The sequence below is a fragment of the Mesorhizobium sp. YIM 152430 genome (genome assembly GCF_029210365.1).
Taxonomy (GTDB): Bacteria; Pseudomonadota; Alphaproteobacteria; order Rhizobiales; family Rhizobiaceae; genus Aliihoeflea.
Genome location: NZ_JARGES010000041.1, coordinates 36,434 through 55,281 on the forward strand (window position 1 = coordinate 36,434; position 18,848 = coordinate 55,281).

Annotated in this window: 16 protein-coding genes; 5 read left to right on the top strand and 11 right to left on the bottom strand. The window is 63.8% G+C overall.

What is annotated here, in order from left to right; genetic code table 11:
- Window position 1: 1 nt before the first annotated feature.
- Both PZ895_RS11595 and parC read right to left on the bottom strand, forming a co-directional pair.
- Window positions 2-283 carry a PepSY domain-containing protein gene (locus PZ895_RS11595; protein WP_275839150.1) on the bottom strand — a complete coding sequence of 94 codons (282 nt, stop codon included), beginning with the start codon at window positions 281-283 and terminating at the stop codon, window positions 2-4.
- A 22-nt stretch (window positions 284-305) separates the two neighbouring features.
- Window positions 306-2,588 carry a DNA topoisomerase IV subunit A gene (parC, locus tag PZ895_RS11600; RefSeq protein WP_275839151.1) on the bottom strand — a complete coding sequence of 761 codons (2,283 nt, stop codon included), beginning with the start codon at window positions 2,586-2,588 and terminating at the stop codon, window positions 306-308.
- 170 nt (window positions 2,589-2,758) lie between these two features.
- On the opposite strand from parC, the gene PZ895_RS11605 reads away from it, so the two are divergent.
- Window positions 2,759-3,940: a hypothetical protein gene (locus PZ895_RS11605; protein ID WP_275839152.1), complete on the top strand. Its 1,182-nt coding sequence runs from the start codon at window positions 2,759-2,761 to the stop codon at window positions 3,938-3,940.
- A 13-nt stretch (window positions 3,941-3,953) separates the two neighbouring features.
- Here PZ895_RS11605 and PZ895_RS11610 read toward each other — a convergent pair whose 3' ends face one another.
- From PZ895_RS11610 to aspS, 3 genes are read right to left on the bottom strand one after another with little or no spacing between them, the layout of a single operon-like run.
- Entirely contained in the window at window positions 3,954-4,541 is a 588-nt protein-coding gene (locus PZ895_RS11610; RefSeq protein WP_275839252.1) for a DUF922 domain-containing protein, read from the bottom strand.
- Window positions 4,541-5,173 carry a pyroglutamyl-peptidase I gene (locus PZ895_RS11615; protein WP_275839153.1) on the bottom strand — a complete coding sequence of 211 codons (633 nt, stop codon included), beginning with the start codon at window positions 5,171-5,173 and terminating at the stop codon, window positions 4,541-4,543. Before PZ895_RS11615 ends, PZ895_RS11610 begins: the two co-directional genes overlap by 1 nt.
- A gap of 18 nt (window positions 5,174-5,191) precedes the next feature.
- Window positions 5,192-6,985, bottom strand: coding sequence for an aspartate--tRNA ligase (gene aspS, locus PZ895_RS11620; protein WP_275839154.1), 1,794 nt, complete (start codon window positions 6,983-6,985; stop codon window positions 5,192-5,194).
- Window positions 6,986-7,225: 240 nt separating this feature from the next.
- Here aspS and PZ895_RS11625 point away from each other — a divergent pair, with 240 nt between their 5' ends.
- Window positions 7,226-8,464, top strand: coding sequence for an MFS transporter (locus PZ895_RS11625; protein ID WP_275839155.1), 1,239 nt, complete (start codon window positions 7,226-7,228; stop codon window positions 8,462-8,464).
- Between the two features lie 78 nt (window positions 8,465-8,542).
- Window positions 8,543-9,706, top strand: coding sequence for a ribonuclease D (gene rnd / locus PZ895_RS11630; protein ID WP_275839156.1), 1,164 nt, complete (start codon window positions 8,543-8,545; stop codon window positions 9,704-9,706).
- On the opposite strand, the gene ppx is transcribed toward rnd, so the two are convergent.
- Both ppx and PZ895_RS11640 read right to left on the bottom strand, forming a co-directional pair.
- Complete coding sequence (ppx, locus tag PZ895_RS11635; RefSeq protein ID WP_275839157.1) at window positions 9,707-11,224, bottom strand: exopolyphosphatase; 1,518 nt, start codon at window positions 11,222-11,224, stop codon at window positions 9,707-9,709. It lies immediately after the preceding gene.
- 6 nt (window positions 11,225-11,230) lie between these two features.
- On the bottom strand, window positions 11,231-13,423 hold the full coding sequence (locus PZ895_RS11640) for an RNA degradosome polyphosphate kinase (RefSeq protein WP_275839253.1): 2,193 nt from the start codon (window positions 13,421-13,423) through the stop codon (window positions 11,231-11,233).
- A gap of 149 nt (window positions 13,424-13,572) precedes the next feature.
- Here PZ895_RS11640 and PZ895_RS11645 point away from each other — a divergent pair, with 149 nt between their 5' ends.
- Together PZ895_RS11645 and PZ895_RS11650 are read left to right on the top strand one after the other, a co-directional pair.
- Entirely contained in the window at window positions 13,573-13,818 is a 246-nt protein-coding gene (locus PZ895_RS11645) for a zinc-finger domain-containing protein (RefSeq protein WP_275839158.1), read from the top strand.
- Between the two features lies 1 nt (window position 13,819).
- Window positions 13,820-14,956: an FAD-dependent monooxygenase gene (locus PZ895_RS11650; RefSeq protein WP_275839159.1), complete on the top strand. Its 1,137-nt coding sequence runs from the start codon at window positions 13,820-13,822 to the stop codon at window positions 14,954-14,956.
- Here PZ895_RS11650 and PZ895_RS11655 read toward each other — a convergent pair.
- From PZ895_RS11655 to PZ895_RS11670, 4 genes are read right to left on the bottom strand one after another with little or no spacing between them, the layout of a single operon-like run.
- Window positions 14,935-15,630: a TIGR02117 family protein gene (locus PZ895_RS11655; RefSeq protein ID WP_275839160.1), complete on the bottom strand. Its 696-nt coding sequence runs from the start codon at window positions 15,628-15,630 to the stop codon at window positions 14,935-14,937. The genes PZ895_RS11650 and PZ895_RS11655 overlap by 22 nt on opposite strands.
- A gap of 2 nt (window positions 15,631-15,632) precedes the next feature.
- Window positions 15,633-16,436 carry an amino acid ABC transporter ATP-binding protein gene (locus PZ895_RS11660; protein WP_275839161.1) on the bottom strand — a complete coding sequence of 268 codons (804 nt, stop codon included), beginning with the start codon at window positions 16,434-16,436 and terminating at the stop codon, window positions 15,633-15,635.
- 17 nt (window positions 16,437-16,453) lie between these two features.
- Window positions 16,454-17,611 (bottom strand): amino acid ABC transporter permease, encoded by a 1,158-nt coding sequence (locus tag PZ895_RS11665; protein WP_275839162.1) that lies wholly within the window; start codon window positions 17,609-17,611, stop codon window positions 16,454-16,456.
- 4 nt (window positions 17,612-17,615) lie between these two features.
- On the bottom strand, window positions 17,616-18,806 hold the full coding sequence (locus PZ895_RS11670) for an amino acid ABC transporter permease (RefSeq protein ID WP_275839163.1): 1,191 nt from the start codon (window positions 18,804-18,806) through the stop codon (window positions 17,616-17,618).
- Between the last annotated feature and the right edge of the window lie 42 nt (window positions 18,807-18,848).

The window sequence follows — 18,848 nt, forward strand, 5'->3', positions numbered from 1 at the left end:
TTTATCGAGGATGTCCCGTCGCGGGGTCGATGTCGACATCGACCTTGGCACCATCTGCGCGGTAGTACTCGATCTCCCAGTAGCCGTCGCTGTCCCATTCGATGTCATCGAAATAACCGAAGCCATCTTCGGCCTCGATCGTTGCGAGGATCTCGGAAAGTGGCATCGAGCCTTGTGCCGGCTGCGCGAATGCCGGTGCTGAAAGGCCGGCGGCGATCAAGAGACTGGCGGCGGCAAGCTGGATTTTCATCGAGTGCTCCTTGGTTTGGTCGATGAGTGCCAACGCAAGGGCGCAACGATCGTTCCTAGAACCTGCCGGTTCGCGGGAAGCCCTTCGGCACCATGCGGCCGGCCGTCGCGCGGTTGCCGATCCACTCGATCAGTTCGGCCTGGCTGCGGGTGAAGGCGCGGCCGGCCGAATCCATCCAGGTCAGCCCCGCTTCCATCGCGAATGTCTTGGCATCCGACACGCCGCCATCCTTGTAGCGCTGGAGGCGCACGCCCTTGCCGCGAGTCATCTCGGGCACCTCGGCCAGCGGGAAGACCAGCATCTTGCGGTTCTCGCCGACGATCGCGAGATGATCGCCCGAGACGGCGAGGCAAAGCCGCGCCTCGCTGGGCGTCTTGACGTTCATCACCTGCCTGCCCTTGCGCGTGTTGGCGACGACTTCGGCTTCCGGGACAGTGAAGCCGTAGCCCTCGCGGCTGACGAGCAGCAGCCGGCGCTGCGGGTCGTGGACGAAGGCGGTCAGGATGTCCTGATCGTTTTCCATGTCGACCATGATGCGGATCGGCTCGCCATGGCCGCGCCCGCCCGGCAGCCGGTCCGCGCCGAGCGTGTAGAACTTGCCGCCGGTCGTGAAGACGATGATCTTGTCGGTCGTCTGCGCATGGAAGGCGAGCTTCAGCTTGTCGCCCTCCTTGAAGGTCAGCGCCGAGAAATCGGCCATATGGCCTTTCATCGCGCGCAGCCAGCCCTTTTCGGACACGACGACCGTGACCGGTTCCTTTTCGATCATCGCATGATGGATGTCGCCGACATCGTGCTCGGGCGCGTCGGCGAACTGGGTGCGGCGACGGCCGAGATCCGTGTGCGAGCCGAACTTGTCGCGGATCTTCTCGACTTCCCAGCGGATCGTCTTCCACTGCTTCGCATCCGATGCCAGAAGCGCCTCGATCTGCGCCTTTTCGGCGGTCAGCGCGTCGTGCTCCTTGCGAATCTCGAACTCCTCCAGCTTGCGCAGATTGCGCAGGCGCATGTTGAGGATGGCTTCGGCCTGGGTGTCCGTCAGGTCCCAGCGGGCGATCATCACCTTCTTGGGCTCGTCCTCCTCACGGATGATGCGGATCACCTCGTCGATGTTGAGATAGGCGATCAGCAGGCCGCCGAGGATTTCCAGCCGCCGCTCGATCTCCGCCAGCCGGTGGCGCGAGCGGCGGATCAGAACTTCCTTGCGGTGCTCCAGCCACTCGACCAGCACGCCCTTGAGCGAGAGAACGTTCGGCACCTTGCCGCGCGTCAAAACGTTCATGTTGAGCGGGAAGCGGCTTTCGAGCTCGGTCAGCTTGAACACCGATTCCATCAAGAGCGCCGGATCGACCAGCCGGCTTTTCGGCACGAGGACGAGGCGGATGTCCTCCGCGCTCTCGTCGCGCACGTCGTCGAGCAGCGGCAGCTTGCGGGCGAGCAGCAGCTCGGCGATCTTCTCGACCAGCCGCGCCTTCTGGACACCATAGGGAATCTCGGTGACGACGATCTGGTAGGTGCCCCTGCCCTGGTCTTCCTGCTCCCATCTGGCCCGCACGCGGAACGAGCCGCGCCCGGTCTTGTAGGCTTGCGCGATCATGTCGAAATCGTCGACGATGATGCCGCCTGTCGGAAAATCCGGCCCGCGCACCATGTTCTCGTCCGGGTCGGTCGGATGCGGCTCGCGGGTCAGAAGGTCCTCGACCTCGGCGTCGGGATGATCGATCAGATGCAGCGCGGCCTTGCAGAGTTCAGCCAGATTATGCGGCGGCACGGACGTCGCCATGCCGACGGCGATCCCCGAAGAGCCGTTGGCGAGCAAGTTCGGAAACGCGCCCGGCAGGACGACCGGCTCCTCGTCCTCCTCATTGTAGGTCGGGCGGAAATCGACCGCATCCTCGGTGATGCCGGCCAGAAGCTCGGTCGTCACCTCGGTCATGCGCGCTTCGGTGTAGCGCATGGCGGCGGCGTTATCGCCGTCGATATTGCCGAAATTGCCCTGCCCGTCGACGAGCGGATAGCGCACCGAGAAGGACTGGGCGAGGCGCACGAGCGCGTCGTAGATCGACTGATCGCCATGCGGATGGAACTTGCCCATCACCTCGCCGACGATGCGGGCGCATTTGGCGAAGCCCTGCTCGGGGTTCAGCCGCAGGAGCCGCATGGCATGGACGATGCGCCGATGAACCGGCTTCAGACCGTCGCGCACGTCGGGCAGCGCGCGGTGCATGATGGTGGAGAGCGCATAGGCCAGATAGCGCTCCTCGAGCGCCTTCTTCAGGTCGACCGGCTCGATATGATCGCCGTCTCCGGCGCCAGGCGGCAAAAGGCTTTTTCCCATGGTTATCGCTTAACCACCCGGGGGATACGCAGCAAGGCCGCGCGCCGTCACACCGCTTGTCAATCCACCGAAAAGCGCCGCCCCATGAAATTGCGCCACAGAAACATCATTTGCGTTTTCGCCGCGTCTGCGCTCATTCTCGCGGCAACACGGATATCGAGGTGCCACCGATGCAAATCGTTGCGACGAAAATGAAGACACTGGCGCTCGCCGCCGCATTTGCCGCGACCACGCTTTCGGGCGCCTGGGCGCAGGACATCGACGCCGCTCTGGCGCGGATGAAGGTTCTGATGCAGGACCAGGGCATCACGCTCGACTGGGCCGCGGCCGACATATTCGGGTCCGATGCGACGCTGACCGGCGTCACCGTCACTTCGGACGGACAGGCGCAGCCGATCGGCGACATCGAACTGACGGGGATCACTGATGCCGAGGGCGGCTATCGCGTCGGCAGCATCGCCATGCCGACCTATACCGCGACCGAGGCCGGCGGCACGCTTTCACTGACCGATCTCGTCATGGAGGAGGTCTTCCTGCCCAACGAAGGGGTGGATGTCGCGGGTGCCGAGATCTTCTTCTACGAGCGGGCGGCACTCGGATCTGCCCGGCTTGAAACCGAAGGGCGCGAGGTCTTCACCCTCGACAATCTCAATGTCGAGGTCACGCCGCCCGAGGGCGACGGCGAACTTTCCTTCACCGGCGGCGCCGACAGCTTCTCGACGGATTTGACGGTAACCGACGATCCCAAGCACACGGAAGTCCTGGCGCGGCTCGGCTATGAGCAGGTCACCGGCAGCATGGCCTTTGTAGGAAGCTGGGCTGCGGGCGACGGCCGGCTGAAGCTTTCGCAATACGATTTCATCGTCGACGATGCGGGCACGCTCGGCATCGCATTCGACGTCAGCGGCTATACGCCGGCCTTCATCAAGGCGCTGCGCGAGACCTCGGAGCGCATGGCCGCGAGTTCGGAGGCCGAACAGTCGCGGCAGGGGCTGGCGATGCTCGGCCTCATGCAACAGCTCAATCTGCACGGGCTCGAAATCAGCTTCGACGATTCTTCGCTGACGACGAAAGTGCTCGAATTCGCCGCCGAGGATCAGGGCATTTCGGCTGCCGACGTCGCCAACCAGACCAAGGCCGTGCTGCCCTTCATGATGGCCGGCATCAACGCACCGCAGCTTTCGCAGATGGTGACCGCCGCGCTGTCGCAGTTCCTCGACGATCCGCAATCCTTGACGATCCGCGCCGCGCCGGCGAACCCGGTTCCCTTTGCGATGCTGCTTGCCGCCGGCATGGCCTCGCCCGATGCGCTGGTCCAGCAATTGAACCTGACCGTGACGGCGAACGAATAGGCGTCGAGGGAAGTCAGTCGTTGACGAGGGTCAGGATGAGCTGGTGGATGTTGCCGCCATTGCTCATCTCGACCCGGTCGAAATCGCGGCTTTTCTGGCGCTGCGCCTGCGAAAGCTCGCCGAGCCGGGCCTGGAGTTTCTGCCGCACCTTCTGGCAGCCGGGATCGGCCGGCGCGCGCAAACCGACCGAATAGGCTTCGATGGCGCGGACCATCTCCTTGATGTCCTCGCCATGCACCCGTTCATGTGCACGGATGCCCTCGATGAACCGGTCCCAGTTGCGCTGCATCGCAGGCGACAGGCTGCTCGACGGCTTTGGAAGGGCATAGGTGATGATCAGATGCGGGCGCGCCGTCACCAGCACGCAGGACCCGTCCGGCTGAGGCTGATAGTCGCGTGACCACTTCAGGTCGAAATTCGTATAGGCGATGGCGCGGCCGATGCCGATCTTCGGCCCGTTCGCGCCGATCGACTGGTAAAGCTCGATGCCGGTCGTGCCCGATATGGAATAGGGCTCCACACGTTCGACGGCCTCCCAATTTGCCGCAGTTCCAGAAATGGCGGCGGCGAACAGCGCCAGCGCAAGGAATGCACGTCGCATCATGATCCGCTCCATGCGTCGACCGCCGCCGACACGATGATGTCCGCACCGCGGCGCAGATCGGAGAGCAACATGGTCGCACCGGTCGCCGAGGCATCCGTATAGAGCGGCGGAACGTGGATGAAACCGGCCATCGTGGGCTTCAAGCCCTCGCAGGCGTGCGCCGCCGAGAGGGTGAAGACCGTGTTGCACAGATAGCCGCCGGCATCGTCCGACCACTCGACCGGCAGACCGGCTGCGGCGAGGCGTCGTTCGATCTCCATCAGCGGCAGGGTCGAAGCGAGCGTCTCGGGTCCAGCGCAGATCGCAGCCGCCACCGGCATGTTGCCGAGATTGTCGGGTCGCGCCTTGGCATTGGTGTTGCGCGCGATGCGTTCGAGCCGAAACCCCCTGCATTCGCGCGCGAGCCCGAAATGCAGCGCGATGTCCGGCTGGAAATCGGCACATAGCGCGGCAAGCTGGGCGGCAATCGTGTCGTATTCGACGGACAGCACCGCAGTCTTCAGATCGGAATCGATAGCGAGAGGCGCCTCGCGCAGGCTTCCCACCAGAGCTTCGGTCGGGTTGACCGGAGCGCCCGGGAAGACAGAAAATCCCGTCAGAAGTATGCGCGGGCGACGCTGTTCGGTCATGCCGCCCGCTGCCATCCGTCAGCCGTCCTTCTTCGCCGTCGGCGCTACACGCAGATGCAGTTCGCGCAATTGCTGCGGCGTTGCCGCCGAAGGCGCGTTCATCAGCAAATCCTGCGCCTGCTGGTTCATCGGGAACATGGTGACTTCCCGCAAATTCTTGGCGCCGACCAGAAGCATCACGATGCGGTCGATGCCCGCAGCCATACCGCCATGCGGCGGCGCGCCGTACTGGAAGGCGCGGTAGAGCCCGCCGAAGCGCTCCTCGACCGTCTCTCGGCTGAGGCCCACCATCTCGAACGCCTTGACCATGGTCTCGGGCAGATGGTTGCGGATGCCGCCCGACGCGATCTCGAAGCCGTTGCAGACCATGTCGTACTGGAACGCCTTCAGCGCCAGCGGGTCGTCGCCCTGGAGGCCCTCCATGCCGCCCTGCGGCATCGAGAACGGGTTGTGCGCGAAGTCGATCTTCTTCTCGTCCTCGTTCCATTCGAAGAACGGGAAATCGACGATCCAGCACAGTTCGAAGCGGTCGCGGTCGACGAGATTCAGTTCCTCGCCCGCCCTCGTGCGCGCGGCGCCTGCGAAGGACACGAACTTCTTTGGATCGCCCGCGACGAAGAAGCAGGCATCGCCATCCTCGAGGCCGAGTTGCTGGCGAATTGCCTCGGTCCGCTCCTCGCCGATATTCTTGGCGAGCGGACCGGCGCCTTCGAGCTTCTCGCCTTCCTTGCGCCAGAAGATGTATCCCAGCCCCGGCTGGCCCTCGCCCTGCGCCCAGGAGTTCATCCGGTCGCAGAAGGCTCGGCTGCCGCCGGTCTTCGCCGGAATCGCCCAGATCTCGGCCTTCGGGTCGTTGGCGAGGATGTTCGCGAACACCTTGAAACCCGAGCCGCGGAAATGGTCGGAGACCTCTTCCATGACGATCGGGTTGCGCAGGTCGGGCTTGTCGGAACCGTATTTGCGCATGGCTTCGTCATAGGCGATGCGCGGGAATTTCTGCGTCACCGGCTTGCCGCCAGCGAAGGTCTCGAACACCTGCCGCAGCACCGGCTCCATCGTGGAGAGCACGTCTTCCTGCTCGACGAAGCTCATTTCGAGATCGAGCTGGTAGAACTCGCCCGGCAGGCGGTCGGCGCGCGGGTCTTCGTCGCGGAAGCAGGGCGCGATCTGGAAATAGCGGTCGAAGCCCGACACCATGATCAACTGCTTGTAGATCTGCGGCGCCTGCGGCAGCGCGTAAAACGTGCCTTCATGCAAACGCGAGGGCACCAGGAAGTCGCGTGCGCCTTCGGGCGACGAGGCTGTGAGGATCGGCGTCGAATATTCGGTGAAGCCGGCATCCGCCATCCGCGCACGCATCTCGGCAATGATCTTCGTGCGCTGGACAATGTTGCGGTGAAGCGTCTCGCGGCGCAGGTCGAGAAAGCGGTATTTGAGGCGGATCTCCTCGGGATAGTCCGGCTCGCCGAAGACCGGCAGCGGCAGTTCCTTCGCTTTCGACAGGACTTCCATGTCGCGCGCGAAGATTTCGATCTCGCCGGTCGGCAGGTTTGCATTGACGGTCTCGTCCATGCGCGCCTTGACCTCGCCATCGACGCGGATCACCCATTCGCCGCGCACCGTTTCGGCGACCTTGAAGCAGGGCGAATCGGGGTCGGCGACGATCTGCGTCAGGCCGTAATGGTCGCGCAGGTCGATGAACAGCAGCCCGCCATGGTCGCGCACGCGATGCACCCAACCGGACAGGCGCACATTCGCGCCGACGTCGCTCTTTCGAAGTTGCGCGCAAGTGTGGCTGCGATAGGCGTGCATGTCAGTTCTTCCGAATTGGGTAGCGGCAAAAGGCGCCCGAGGCACCTCGAAAATCGGCGCGACAAGCGCACGCAGTGCCACTTTTGTCAAGGTTGGTTGGCCGGTCAAGCTTGCCTTGGAATGGGGATCGAGCCTGCGGGGGGCGGCCGAGAAGATCGTTTGGATCACTTCTTTGCGGACCTGGCTTATGGCCGCGCCCATCCGACCATGCCATGAAGGTTCGACCCGGCCTGGATTTTCATGACTTCCATCCGCCCTCTCCTTCCTCTCCTGCTCGCCGCCGGCATCCTGCTCGCCGGCAACGGCCTGCAAGGCACGCTGATCGCACTGCGCGGGCAGGAGGAAGGCTTTTCGACCGGGCTGATCGGCGTCATCGGCGCTGCCTATTTCGCCGGTTTCTTCCTCGGCTGCATGACGATCACGCAAATGCTGCGCGCGGTCGGCCACATCCGCTGCTTCGCCGCGCTCGCCGCCCTTGCCGCCAGCGGCACGCTGACGCTCGTTCTCTTCGTCGACCCGATCCTCTGGATCGTGGTTCGCTTCATCATCGGCTTCTGTTTCGCCGGCCTCTTCACCGTGATGGAAAGCTGGATCAATTCCAGCGTCGGCAACGACGCGCGCGGACGCGCCACAGCCGTCTACCGCGTCATCGACCTCGTCGGCACGACGCTCTCGCAATTCATGATCCCGCTCTTCGGCACGCAAGGCTTCACGATCTTCGGCGTGATGGCGATCATGATCACGCTGTCGCTGGTGCCGGTTTCGCTCGGCGACCGCTCCAATCCCAAGCCGCCGGTCGAACTGAAGCTCGACCTGAAGAGCGTCTGGCTGATCTCGCCGCTCGCCTGCATCGGCTCGGCCGTCGCCGGACTTGCCAACAGCGCCTTTCGCCTCGTCGGCCCGCTCTATGCGCAGTCGATCGGCATGAGTGTCGGCGAGATCGCGACCTTCATCTCATTGGGCGTCATCGGCGGCGTCGTGCTGCAATATCCACTCGGCGCGCTGTCCGACCGCTGGGACCGACGCAAGACGCTGCTCCTGACTTCGGCCGCCGCAATGGTGGCGGCGCTCGCGCTCGCGATGGCGACGGATTCGGGCAGCCTCATCCATTTCGCGCTGATCCTGATATTCTCAGCCTTCGCCATGCCGATCTATTCACTGGCCGCCGCGCACGGAAACGACAATGCGGGAGAAGGCGGCTATGTGAAGGTCGCGGCTGCATTGATGTTCTTCTACGCCATCGGTGCCGTGATCGGGCCTCTCGCCTCCTCGGCGCTGCTGACGCAGTTCGGCAATTCGGCGCTCTTTTTCTATCTCGTCGGCGTCTATGCGCTCTTCATCTGCGTCACGCTCTACCGGATGCGGGTGCGCGCCGCCCCGCCGCGCACCGAGCGCGGCCGCTTCACCGCGCTTTTGCGCACCTCGCCCTTCTTCGCCAAGCTCGCACACAAGCCCGGCAAGGCGGACCGTCCAAAGTGATCGGGTGCCGAGAATTCGGTTGACGTTCGGTTGATCGGCTGTGAATGAGAAGCAAAGGACAGGATAGCCAAGCAAGACATGCATCTCATTCAGGATCAGGCCGAACTCGAAGCCGTCATCGCAAAGCTCGAACAGTCGAGCTTCGTCACCGTCGACACCGAATTCATTCGCGAGACGACCTTCTGGCCGATCCTGTGCCTGATCCAGATGGCCGCGCCCGGCGTGACCGCCCTCGTCGACCCGCTCGCAAAAAACATCGACCTTGCCCCATTCTTCCGCCTGATGGCGAACGAGAAGGTGACGAAGGTCTTCCATGCCGCAAGGCAGGACATCGAGATCGTCTTCCATCTCGGCGACATGATCCCCCATCCCGTCTTCGACACGCAGGTCGCGGCCATGGTCTGCGGCTTCGGCGACAGCGTCTCCTACGACCAGCTCGTCCAGAAGGTTACCGGCACACGGCTCGACAAGTCGTCGCGCTTCACCGACTGGCGTCATCGCCCGCTTTCCCACAAGCAGCTCGAATATGCGCTGGCCGACGTTACCTATCTGATCGAAGTCTACGAATATCTGCGCACCGAACTCGAGCGCGAGGACCGCGCCCACTGGCTGACAGAGGAAATGGACGTCCTCACCGCGCGCGAGACCTACGACCCGCACCCGGACGATGCCTGGAAGCGGCTGAAGATGCGCGTGCGCAAGCCGCAGGAGCTGGCGATCGTGCAGGCACTCGCCGCGTGGCGCGACCGCGAGGCGCGCGAGCGCGACGTTCCGCGTCAGCGCGTCGTCAAGGACGACGCCATCTACGAGATCGCCCAACAGGGACCGCGCGACAGCCAGGCACTGGGGCGGCTTCGCTCGACGCCTAAGGGCTGGGAGCGCTCGTCGACTGCCGCCGCGCTGCTCGAAATCGTCAATCAGGCGCTGGACCTGCCCAAGGAGCAGCTTCCGAAGATGCCCAAACAGGTCCATCAGCCGGAAGGATCGGGCGCGGCCGTCGAGTTGTTGAAGGTTCTTCTGAAGCTGATCGCCGAAAAGGAAGGCGTCGCGCCCAAGGTGCTGGCCTCGGGCGACGATCTGGAAAAGATCGCCGGCGAAGGCGAAAATGCAACCGTTCCTGCTCTTTCGGGCTGGCGCCGCGAAGTCTTCGGCGAACGCGCGCTGCAACTCGTGCGCGGCGAGGTCGGGCTGAAGTTTGAAAAGCGCCGGATCGTCGAGTTCGATATCGCCGCGGCCGAATAACTACTGATCCTCGACCACCAGTTCCATTGGACGGCCGAGCACCTTCGCGAGTTGCGCCATGCGGCCGGCGGGGCGCTCGCCCATCAGTCCGCGATAATCGGCCGGAACCACCAGACAGATCGTTCCGTCCGGCTTCGTGCGCCAGCTCAGTTTCGGAATGATACCCGGCATCGATGCCGATAGGAGATAGACCACCCGCAGGAGCGCGCCGAGAATGCGCGCGCGCTCGACATAATGCGGCGTCGCGAGCGCCCGCATTTCCGGCGAGACCGCATCCTCGAACACGCCTTCGTGCCGGAAAAGGTTCGCCAGCGCGATGAAGGCGCGGCCGGGGTGGTCGACGCCGATGAACGAGGCGTGGGCGATGATGTTGAGCGATTGCGTTCCGCGATATTCGGGGTGGGCGCGCCAGCCGATATCCGCCAGAAGGCAAGCCGCCTGCCGGTAGCGCGAATCCGCCTCGCTCTCCTCGATGCCGAAGGCGCGAAAGCTTGTCCCCGTCCATTCGGCGAGTTCGCGCGAATGAGTGACCGAGCGAGCGCGCAGGATCGCCAGTTCTTCGGCGGCCGAGATCAGCGGGTCCTTCTGCTTTTCCTCGTCTGACAGCAGCGAATAGAGATAGCCTTCACGCACGCCGAGCGCGGAAACCACGACCTTTTCAGGCTTCATCGAGCGCATCACTTCGAGCAGTGTCGTCGCGCCATAAGGCAGGAGCGCGCGGCGGTTCTTGGAAATCCGGTCGATGCCCTTGACCTTGTCGAGTTCGCCGGACGCGACCTGCTTCAGGAAATCGGACAGTCCCTCCATCGGCATCTCGTAGTGATGCATGACGTTGAGGCGATAGCCGTTGACCAGCATGTGCAGGCGGGCAAGGTTTCGCCAGGTGCCGCCGACGCAGTAGAAGGTGCGCCCCTGCCCGGCGCGCAGAAGCTGGGCGCGGATCAATTCGGTGCGCGCGATGCGAGTCGCGGCCGTCGGCGAATTCTGCGCCATTTCCTGAAGGCGCAAGCCGCCGAGCGGCAGGGTGATGCCGTCGCCGATCGCCTCGCCCCTGACGTCGACGAGTTCCAGGCTGCCGCCGCCGAGATCGCCGGCGATCCCGTCGGCCGGATGAAAGCCCGATATGATGCCGAGCGCGGAATAGTAGGCTTCCTGCCGGCCGGTCAGGACCTTGATCTTCGTGCCGAGAATGTCTTCCGCACGCGAGATGAAATCGGGTCCGTTCTCGGCCTCGCGCGCGGCGGCCGTGGCGATGACATGAAGGCTTTCGGCGCCGGCCTGCTCCGAGAGCGCGCGGAAGCGGCCGAATTCCTCGACCGCGCGGCGCACGCCATCCGGGTCGAGCTTGCCGGTCGTCACGATGCCGCGGCCAAGGCCCGCCAGCATCTTCTCGTTGAAGAGAACGGTCGGCGAGCGCGCGATGCCCTCATAGATGACGAGACGGATGGAGTTCGAGCCGATGTCGATGATCGACAGCGGACGCCGGTCCTGCAACCGGCCCTGGGAGGTGGCAATCATGCGGCCTTAGTCATGCTTCTTGCGGCGATGGCGCGCGATCCGTTTGGGCGCATGGGACTTCAGGGCATTTCCGCGACCGGACAGAGACGGGTTCGTCATGAAATATTCCTGCGCGTTGAACGGTTCTTCCCCCTCCTCCGGCGTCATCCGCCGCGAGGTGCCGTCCGGCAATACTTCGAAACTTTGCCGGTTGTCCATCAGGTTTCCGAGCATGATCTGGCCGAGAACCTGTTCATGCACGGTCGGGTTGGTGATCTGCACCATGGTTTCGACGCGCCGATCGAGATTGCGCGGCATGATGTCTGCCGACGCGATGTAGACGATCGCCTCATCCGACGGCAGGCCGTGGCCGTTGCCGAAGCAGTAGATGCGGCTGTGCTCCAGGAAGCGGCCGACGATCGACTTGGCGCGGATGTTGTCCGACAGACCCGGCACCTGGGGGCGCAGGCAGCAGATGCCGCGCACCACGATGTCGATCTCGACGCCGGCGCGGCTCGCCTCGTAGAGCGCATCGATGACGACTGGGTCGACCAGCGAATTCATCTTCAGCCAGATCTGCGCCGGCTTTCCCTTATTGGCGAAGTCGATCTCGGCGCGGATGTGGCCGATGAGGCGCTGGCGCAGCGTGAAGGGCGAGATGGCGAGCTTCATCTGGTCGGTCGGCTCGGCATAGCCGGTGATGAAATTGAACACCTGCGCCACGTCGCGTGCGATCTGCGGCTCGCAGGTGAAATAGGACAGGTCCGTATAGATGCGCGCGGTGATCGGGTGGTAATTACCGGTGCCGAGGTGGACATAGTTGCGCAGCCTGCCGTCCTCGCGGCGCACGACGAGCGACATCTTGGCGTGGGTCTTCAGTTCCAGGAACCCGAAGACGACCTGAACGCCCGCGCGTTCGAGATCGCGCGCCCAGCGGATGTTGGCTTCCTCGTCGAACCGCGCCTTGAGCTCGACCAGCGCCGTCACCGACTTGCCGGCCTCCGAGGCGTCGATCAGCGCCCGCACGATCGGGCTGTCGTTCGAGGTGCGGTAGAGCGTCTGCTTGATCGCGACGACGTCCGGGTCAAGTGCCGCCTGGCGCAGGAACTGGACGACGACATCGAAGGATTCATACGGGTGGTGGACGACGATGTCCTTTTCTCGGATCGCCGCGAAGCAATCGCCGCCATGCTCGCGGATGCGTTCGGGAAAGCGCGGATTGAAGGGTTGGAACTTCAGATCCTCGCGCGGCAGCGACACGATCTCCGAAATCTGGCTGATCGCGAGCGGCCCGGACAGGACGCTGATGCGCGAGGCGCCGACATTCAACTGCGAGGCGACGAAGTCGCGCAGCGCGGCGGGCATCTCGTCGTCGAACTCGATGCGGATCACCTGCCCGCGCCGCCGCCGCTTCAGCGCGGTCTCGAACAGGCGAACAAGGTCCTCGGCCTCTTCTTCCACCTCGATATCGCTGTCGCGGATGATGCGGAACGTGCCTGATCCCTTGACCTCGTAACCGGGAAAGAGCCGGCCGATGAAGAGCTCGACCACGTCCTCCAGCGCAATGAACCGCGTGTGCTTGCGCTTGTCGGGCAGGCGGATGAAGCGGTTGAGCGCCACCGGCAGGCGCAGCAGCGCCGACATCTCCTCGCCCTCCTTGCGATGGCGCAGTTGCAGCGCCATCGAGAAGCCGAGATTGGGGATGAACGGGAACGGATGCGCCGGATCGACCGATAGCGGCGTCAGCACCGGATAGATCGCCTCGAGGAAATGATCCTCCAGCCACGCCTTGTCCTCCTTCGACAAGGGCGCGGTACGGACGATCTCGACCCCCTCCTTGCGCAGGAGTTCGGCGAGCAGCGAAAAGCTCTTCTGCTGGTCTTCCTGAAGGCTCGAGACTTCGAGCAGAATCTGTTCGAGCTGTTCCTCGGGCGTGCGCCCATCCGGGCTCTTGATGGCGATGCCGGCGCGAACCTGCCCCGCGAGGCCGGCCACGCGCACCATGAAAAACTCATCGAGATTGGTCGCCGAAATCGACAGAAAGCGCAGCCGCTCCAGAAGCGGATGGCTGGGATTGTGGGACTCGTCCAGCACCCGGCGATTGAACTGGAGCCAGGAAAATTCACGATTGACGAAGCGGTCCGGATTGTCGTCCGGCGACTTGACGAGCTTTGCCACCGGGCTTGCAAAGCTGCGTTCGACTGGCTTCATCTCGTTCATCTGATCACCCGGCTCCCGCATGTCGCGACCATCGCGCCCCATGCCCGTTCCTGCCAGCCTTTTGCGACAGTTTCATATCACGCATCTTGCAATGGCAGGACCGATGCTGCAAACGCTCAAGCTGAATATTACGATCTTCGGAGTCCGTCATGGCCGGCCACGCAATTCCCCATTTCCAGAACGACGAGGGCCATCCGGTCATCGAGATCGGCGTCAGGGAATTCATGTGCGTCGGCGCGAACCCGCCCTACGACCATCCGCATGTCTTTCTCGACATGGGCGACGACGACGAAAAGGTCTGCCCCTACTGCTCCACGCTCTATCGCTTCAATGCGAGCCTGAAGGCCAGCGAGAGCGTGCCGGCGGGCGCGGCCTATCACGAGAACGCCGCCTGAGGTGAGCTGGCGCGTCCAGATCGCAGGCGCCGGCATTGCCGGCCTGACGACAGCGCTCTTCCTCGCCCGCGCGGGCTTCGAGGTCGACGTCGCGGAACGGGCGCTGAGCCTCGAACCTGTCGGTGCCGGACTGCAACTTTCCCCCAACGCGACCCGGCTTCTCGATCGGCTGGGTCTGCTGCCCGCGCTTCAAGCGGCATCCGTCGCACCCGAAGCGATCGAGCTTCGCGATGCGCGCAACCTGAAGCCGCTCGCCTCCGTCACGCTCGGCGATTTCGCAGCGAGGCGCTGGGGCGCGCCCTATCTCGTCATCCATCGAGGCGACCTGCAACGCATATTGCTTGATGCGGCTTTGCGGGAACCGCAGATAAATATCCGTTTCGGGTCGGAAATCGATCCCTCGACAAATGCCGATCTGACCATCGGCGCCGATGGCGTCTGGTCCACGATGCGCGCCCGCATCCCCGGCGCCTCGCCAGCCAGTTTCAGCGGCCATGTCGCCTGGCGGGCGCTGGTCGAAGCCGGCCATTCCGCCTTCGCCGACCTTGCCGCCCAATTGTCGCCGACAAACGTCAGCGCGCTCCTCGCCCCCTCCTTCCACCTCGTTGCCTATCCGGTCCGGCAGGGGCAGGCGATCAATCTGGTCGCGATCATGCCGGGCAAGGCCGGCGCGGAGGGCTGGTCGCAAGGCGTGGCCGACATGGCGCCGCTACCGAACGACCGATCAGGCGCTTTGCGTGATCTGCTTTCAGGCGTGGGCGGCTGGACGCGCTGGCCGCTCTATGCCGTCGAACCATCCGGCAAATGGGGCGACGCGAGCGGATTCCTCGTCGGCGATGCCGCTCATGCGATGACGCCTTACGCCGCACAGGGCGCGGCGATGGCGATCGAGGACGGCGCTGCGCTCGCCGCCGCTCTGATCGCTTCATCAGACATTGCGTCGGCTCTCGCCCGCTATGAGGCCGTGCGTCGCCCACGCCTTTCACGCGTCGCCGGGCGCGCACGCTTCAACCGCTTCGTCTGGCACGCAGCCGGTCCGATTGCGATCGCCCGGAACCTGGCGCTCAAGACACGCGACCCGCAACGGCTGGCCGCCGATTTCGACTGGCTTTACGGTCACGACGCCAGCGCGTTGTGAGTCCGAACGGACCAGAGCAGGCTGACCGGCAGCGGATTCCACCAGCCGGTCCGGAACCCGCCCTCGCGCAGCACGCGGCTCGTCCACAGATTGCAGCCGATGAGCACGTTGAACCAGCCCCGCGCCTCATAGAACCGATCGAACTCGCCATAGCCGGCATCCGCAATGACCTCCGGCCGGCCCTGGCTATCGCGGACGAGCGTTTCGAGAACCTCGTCGATCATCGCGCCGAGTTCGCGGTCGTCGACGTCGAGCACGACGACGCCCTCCATCGGCAGCGCGATCGCCCCGCCCAGCGCCGCATGGATTACCGCCCGATCCAGCGTCAACGCCCTTGCCAGCGGAACGGGCTTCAGATCGGCCCAGGTCGGTGTCTCGAGATAAAAGGCGCGGCCACCCCAGCCGATCACCAGCCAGGCAAGTTCCGGCGCGTCGAGCGGCAGGCCGTCCTCGGCCAGGAAGCCGAACCGGTCGAGAATGTCCGGGTCGGCCGGAAAGGCGATGTCGGTATGGATCGCATTGGCGACCAGCAGCACCTGCCGCGCCGATCCCGCGTCATTTTCCGCGACGAGCGGGCGCGGCACGACTGCACCCAGAACGACCGCCAAACCAGCCGCAACAAGGATTGCCAGGAGGCCGCGAAGCAGCCGCGACTGGCGGCCTCGCGGTGCCATGATCAGTGGAGGATCTGACTCAGGAACAGCTTCGTGCGCTCGTGCTGCGGATTGTCGAAGAACTTCTCCGGCACGTTCTGCTCGACGATCTGCCCCTGATCCATGAAGATGACGCGGTTGGCGACCTGACGCGCAAAACCCATCTCGTGCGTGACGCAGATCATGGTCATGCCTTCCTCGGCGAGACCGACCATAGTCTCCAGCACTTCCTTGATCATTTCCGGGTCGAGCGCGGAGGTCGGTTCGTCGAACAGCATGATGCGCGGGTTCATGCACAAGGAGCGCGCGATGGCGACGCGCTGCTGCTGGCCGCCCGAAAGCTGGCCCGGATATTTGTGCGCCTGTTCGGGAATCTTGACGCGCTCCAGATAGTGCATCGCGACTTCATCGGCCTGCTTCTTCGGCATCTTGCGCACCCAGATCGGCGCGAGCGTGCAATTCTCGAGGATCGTCAGGTGCGGGAAGAGATTGAAATGCTGGAACACCATGCCGACTTCGCGGCGCACTTCGTCGATCTTCTTCAGATCATTGGTCAGTTCGATCCCGTCGACGATGATCTTGCCTTTCTGATGCTCTTCCAGCCGGTTGATGCAGCGGATCATGGTCGACTTGCCCGAACCGGAAGGCCCGCACACCACGATCCGCTCGCCGCGCATGACCTTCAGGTCGATGTCACGCAGCACATGGAAGTCGCCATACCATTTGTGCATCCCGATGATCTCGATCGCAACGTCGGTATCCGAGATCTGCATCTTCGAACGGTCGAGCGGGCGGTCGCTTGCCATGACGGCGTCTTGAGTAGCCATGTCGGTTCCCCTTGGCCTTATTTTCTGTGGCCGGTGTCGAGCCGGCGTTCCATGTAGATCGAATAGCGCGACATCGCGAAGCAGAACGCCCAGAAGATCAGTCCGGCGAATATCAGGCCGGATTTCGGCGTCTGCGGCGAGGCCCAGTTCGCATCCGAGAAGTTCTGGCGAACGATTGCCAGAAGGTCGAACATGCCGACGATGTAGACGAGGCTGGTGTCCTTGAAGAGCCCGATGAAGGTATTCACGATGCCCGGAATCACCAGCTTCAGCGCCTGCGGAAGCACGATCAGACCCATCGACTGCCAATAGCCGAGGCCGAGCGAGGACGCGCCCTCATACTGGCCCTTCGGAATCGCCTGAAGGCCGCCGCGAACGACTTCGGCCATATAGGCGGAGGCGAAGATCGACAGACCGACGACGGCGCGCAGGAAGCGGTCGAACGTCGTGCCGGCGGGCATGAAGAGCGGCAGCATGACGCTCGCCATGAACAAGACGCTGATCAGCGGCACGCCGCGGATCGTCTCGATGAAGACGACGCAGATCATCTTGATCACCGGCAGCCTGGATCGTCGGCCAAGCGCCAGAAGGATGCCGAAGGGCAGCGATACCGAGATGGCGACGAAGGAAAGAACCATCGTGACCAGCAGGCCGCCCCAGAGCGAGGTCTGGACGCGGTTCAGGCCGAAATTGCCGCCAACGAGCAGGAAATAGGCGACGACCGGGAAGACGCCGAAGAACATGACGGCGTTCAGCGCCTTGTAGGGAATGCGCGGGATCAGGAGCGGCACCAGAAGCGCGATGAACATCACCGCCGTCAGGTCGACGCGCCAACGTTCGAAAACCGGATAGCGCCCGTACATGAACTGCGAGAACTTGGCGTTGACGAAGGCCCAGCAGGCGCCCGACCAGCCGTCCGGCTGGATGCCGCCCTGCGACTGGGTCGAACAGACCGAACGGTCGGGCCCGATCCAGGCCGCATCGATAAAGGCCCAGCGGACGATGTTGGGCAGCGCATAGGCGACGATCAGGAGTCCGATCAACGTCAGCAGCCCGTCGACCGGCGTAGCGAACAGGTTCTTGCGCAGCCAGCGGGTGACGCCCTTCTCGCGCTCGGGCGCGTTCTGGGCGTTCACCATCTCCATGCGAACATAGGAAAGGTCGTGTTCCTGCATGGTCCTACCTCTCCACCAACGCCATCTTGGCGTTGTACCAGTTCATGAATGCCGAGGTGATGAGACTGAGACCGAGATAGACGACGATCCAGATCGCCACGACCTCGATGGCCTGACCCGTCTGATTCATGGTCGTCTGGCCGATCGCAACCAAATCCGCATAGCCGACCGCGATCGCCAGCGACGAGTTCTTGGTCAGGTTCAGATACTGGCTCGTCAGCGGCGGGATGATGATCCGCATCGCCTGCGGCACCACGACGAGACGCAGCGTGCGGCGCGGTGAAAGCCCGAGCGAATAGGCCGCTTCGGACTGGCCTTTGGCCACGCCGAGGACGCCAGCGCGTACGATTTCGGCGATGAACGAGGCCGTGTAGAGCGAGAGGGCGAGATAAAGCGACAGGAACTCCGGCAGGACGACCTGGCCGCCGCGGATGTTGAAGCCGGCCATTTCAGGATATTCGAGCGTTGCGGGCATTCCCGAAACGACGAAGGCGAGGATCGGCAGCCCGAGGATCAGACCGAGACCGACGCGAAAGCCCGGAAACACCTGTCCGGTAGCCATCTGGCGACGGCGTCCCCAGCGGATGAAGAAGATGGTCAGAACGATGCCCAGCACGAACGCGGCGGGCACGAGCCAGAAGCCGGGTTCGGTCAGGAGTCGCGGCAGATAGAGACCGCGATTGTTGATCATGCCACCGAGCGGAAGCTCGACCGACTGGCGCGGTCCAGGCAGCACCGAAAGCACGCCGACATACCAGAAGAAGATGACCAGGAGCGGCGGCAGATTGCGGAAGATCTCGACATAGACCGTGCAGATCCGCGCGATCAGCCAGTTTCCGGAAAGGCGTCCGATGCCGATGAGAAAGCCGACGATGGTGGCCGTGATGATGCCGGTGACGGCCACGAGAAGCGTGTTCAGGAGGCCGACGATGATGGCCCGCATGAAGGTCGAGTTCGACGAATACGGAATCAGCGTCTGGCTCAAATCGAAGCCGCTGCGCCCGTTGAGGAAACCGAATCCCGAAGCGATGTTCGCGCGCCGCAGGTTTTCCGCCGTGTTGCCGATGATCCAGTAGATGAAGCCGATCAGCGCAACCGCGACGACAACCTGAAAGACGATGCCGCGCGTCTTGGGATCGTTCACCCAGGACACCCGTGCGGGCTCTTCGCCGCGCACACTCATCTGCGAAGCCATTTTCCCTCCGCGCCAAAGAGAACGGGAGGCGGAATCCGCCTC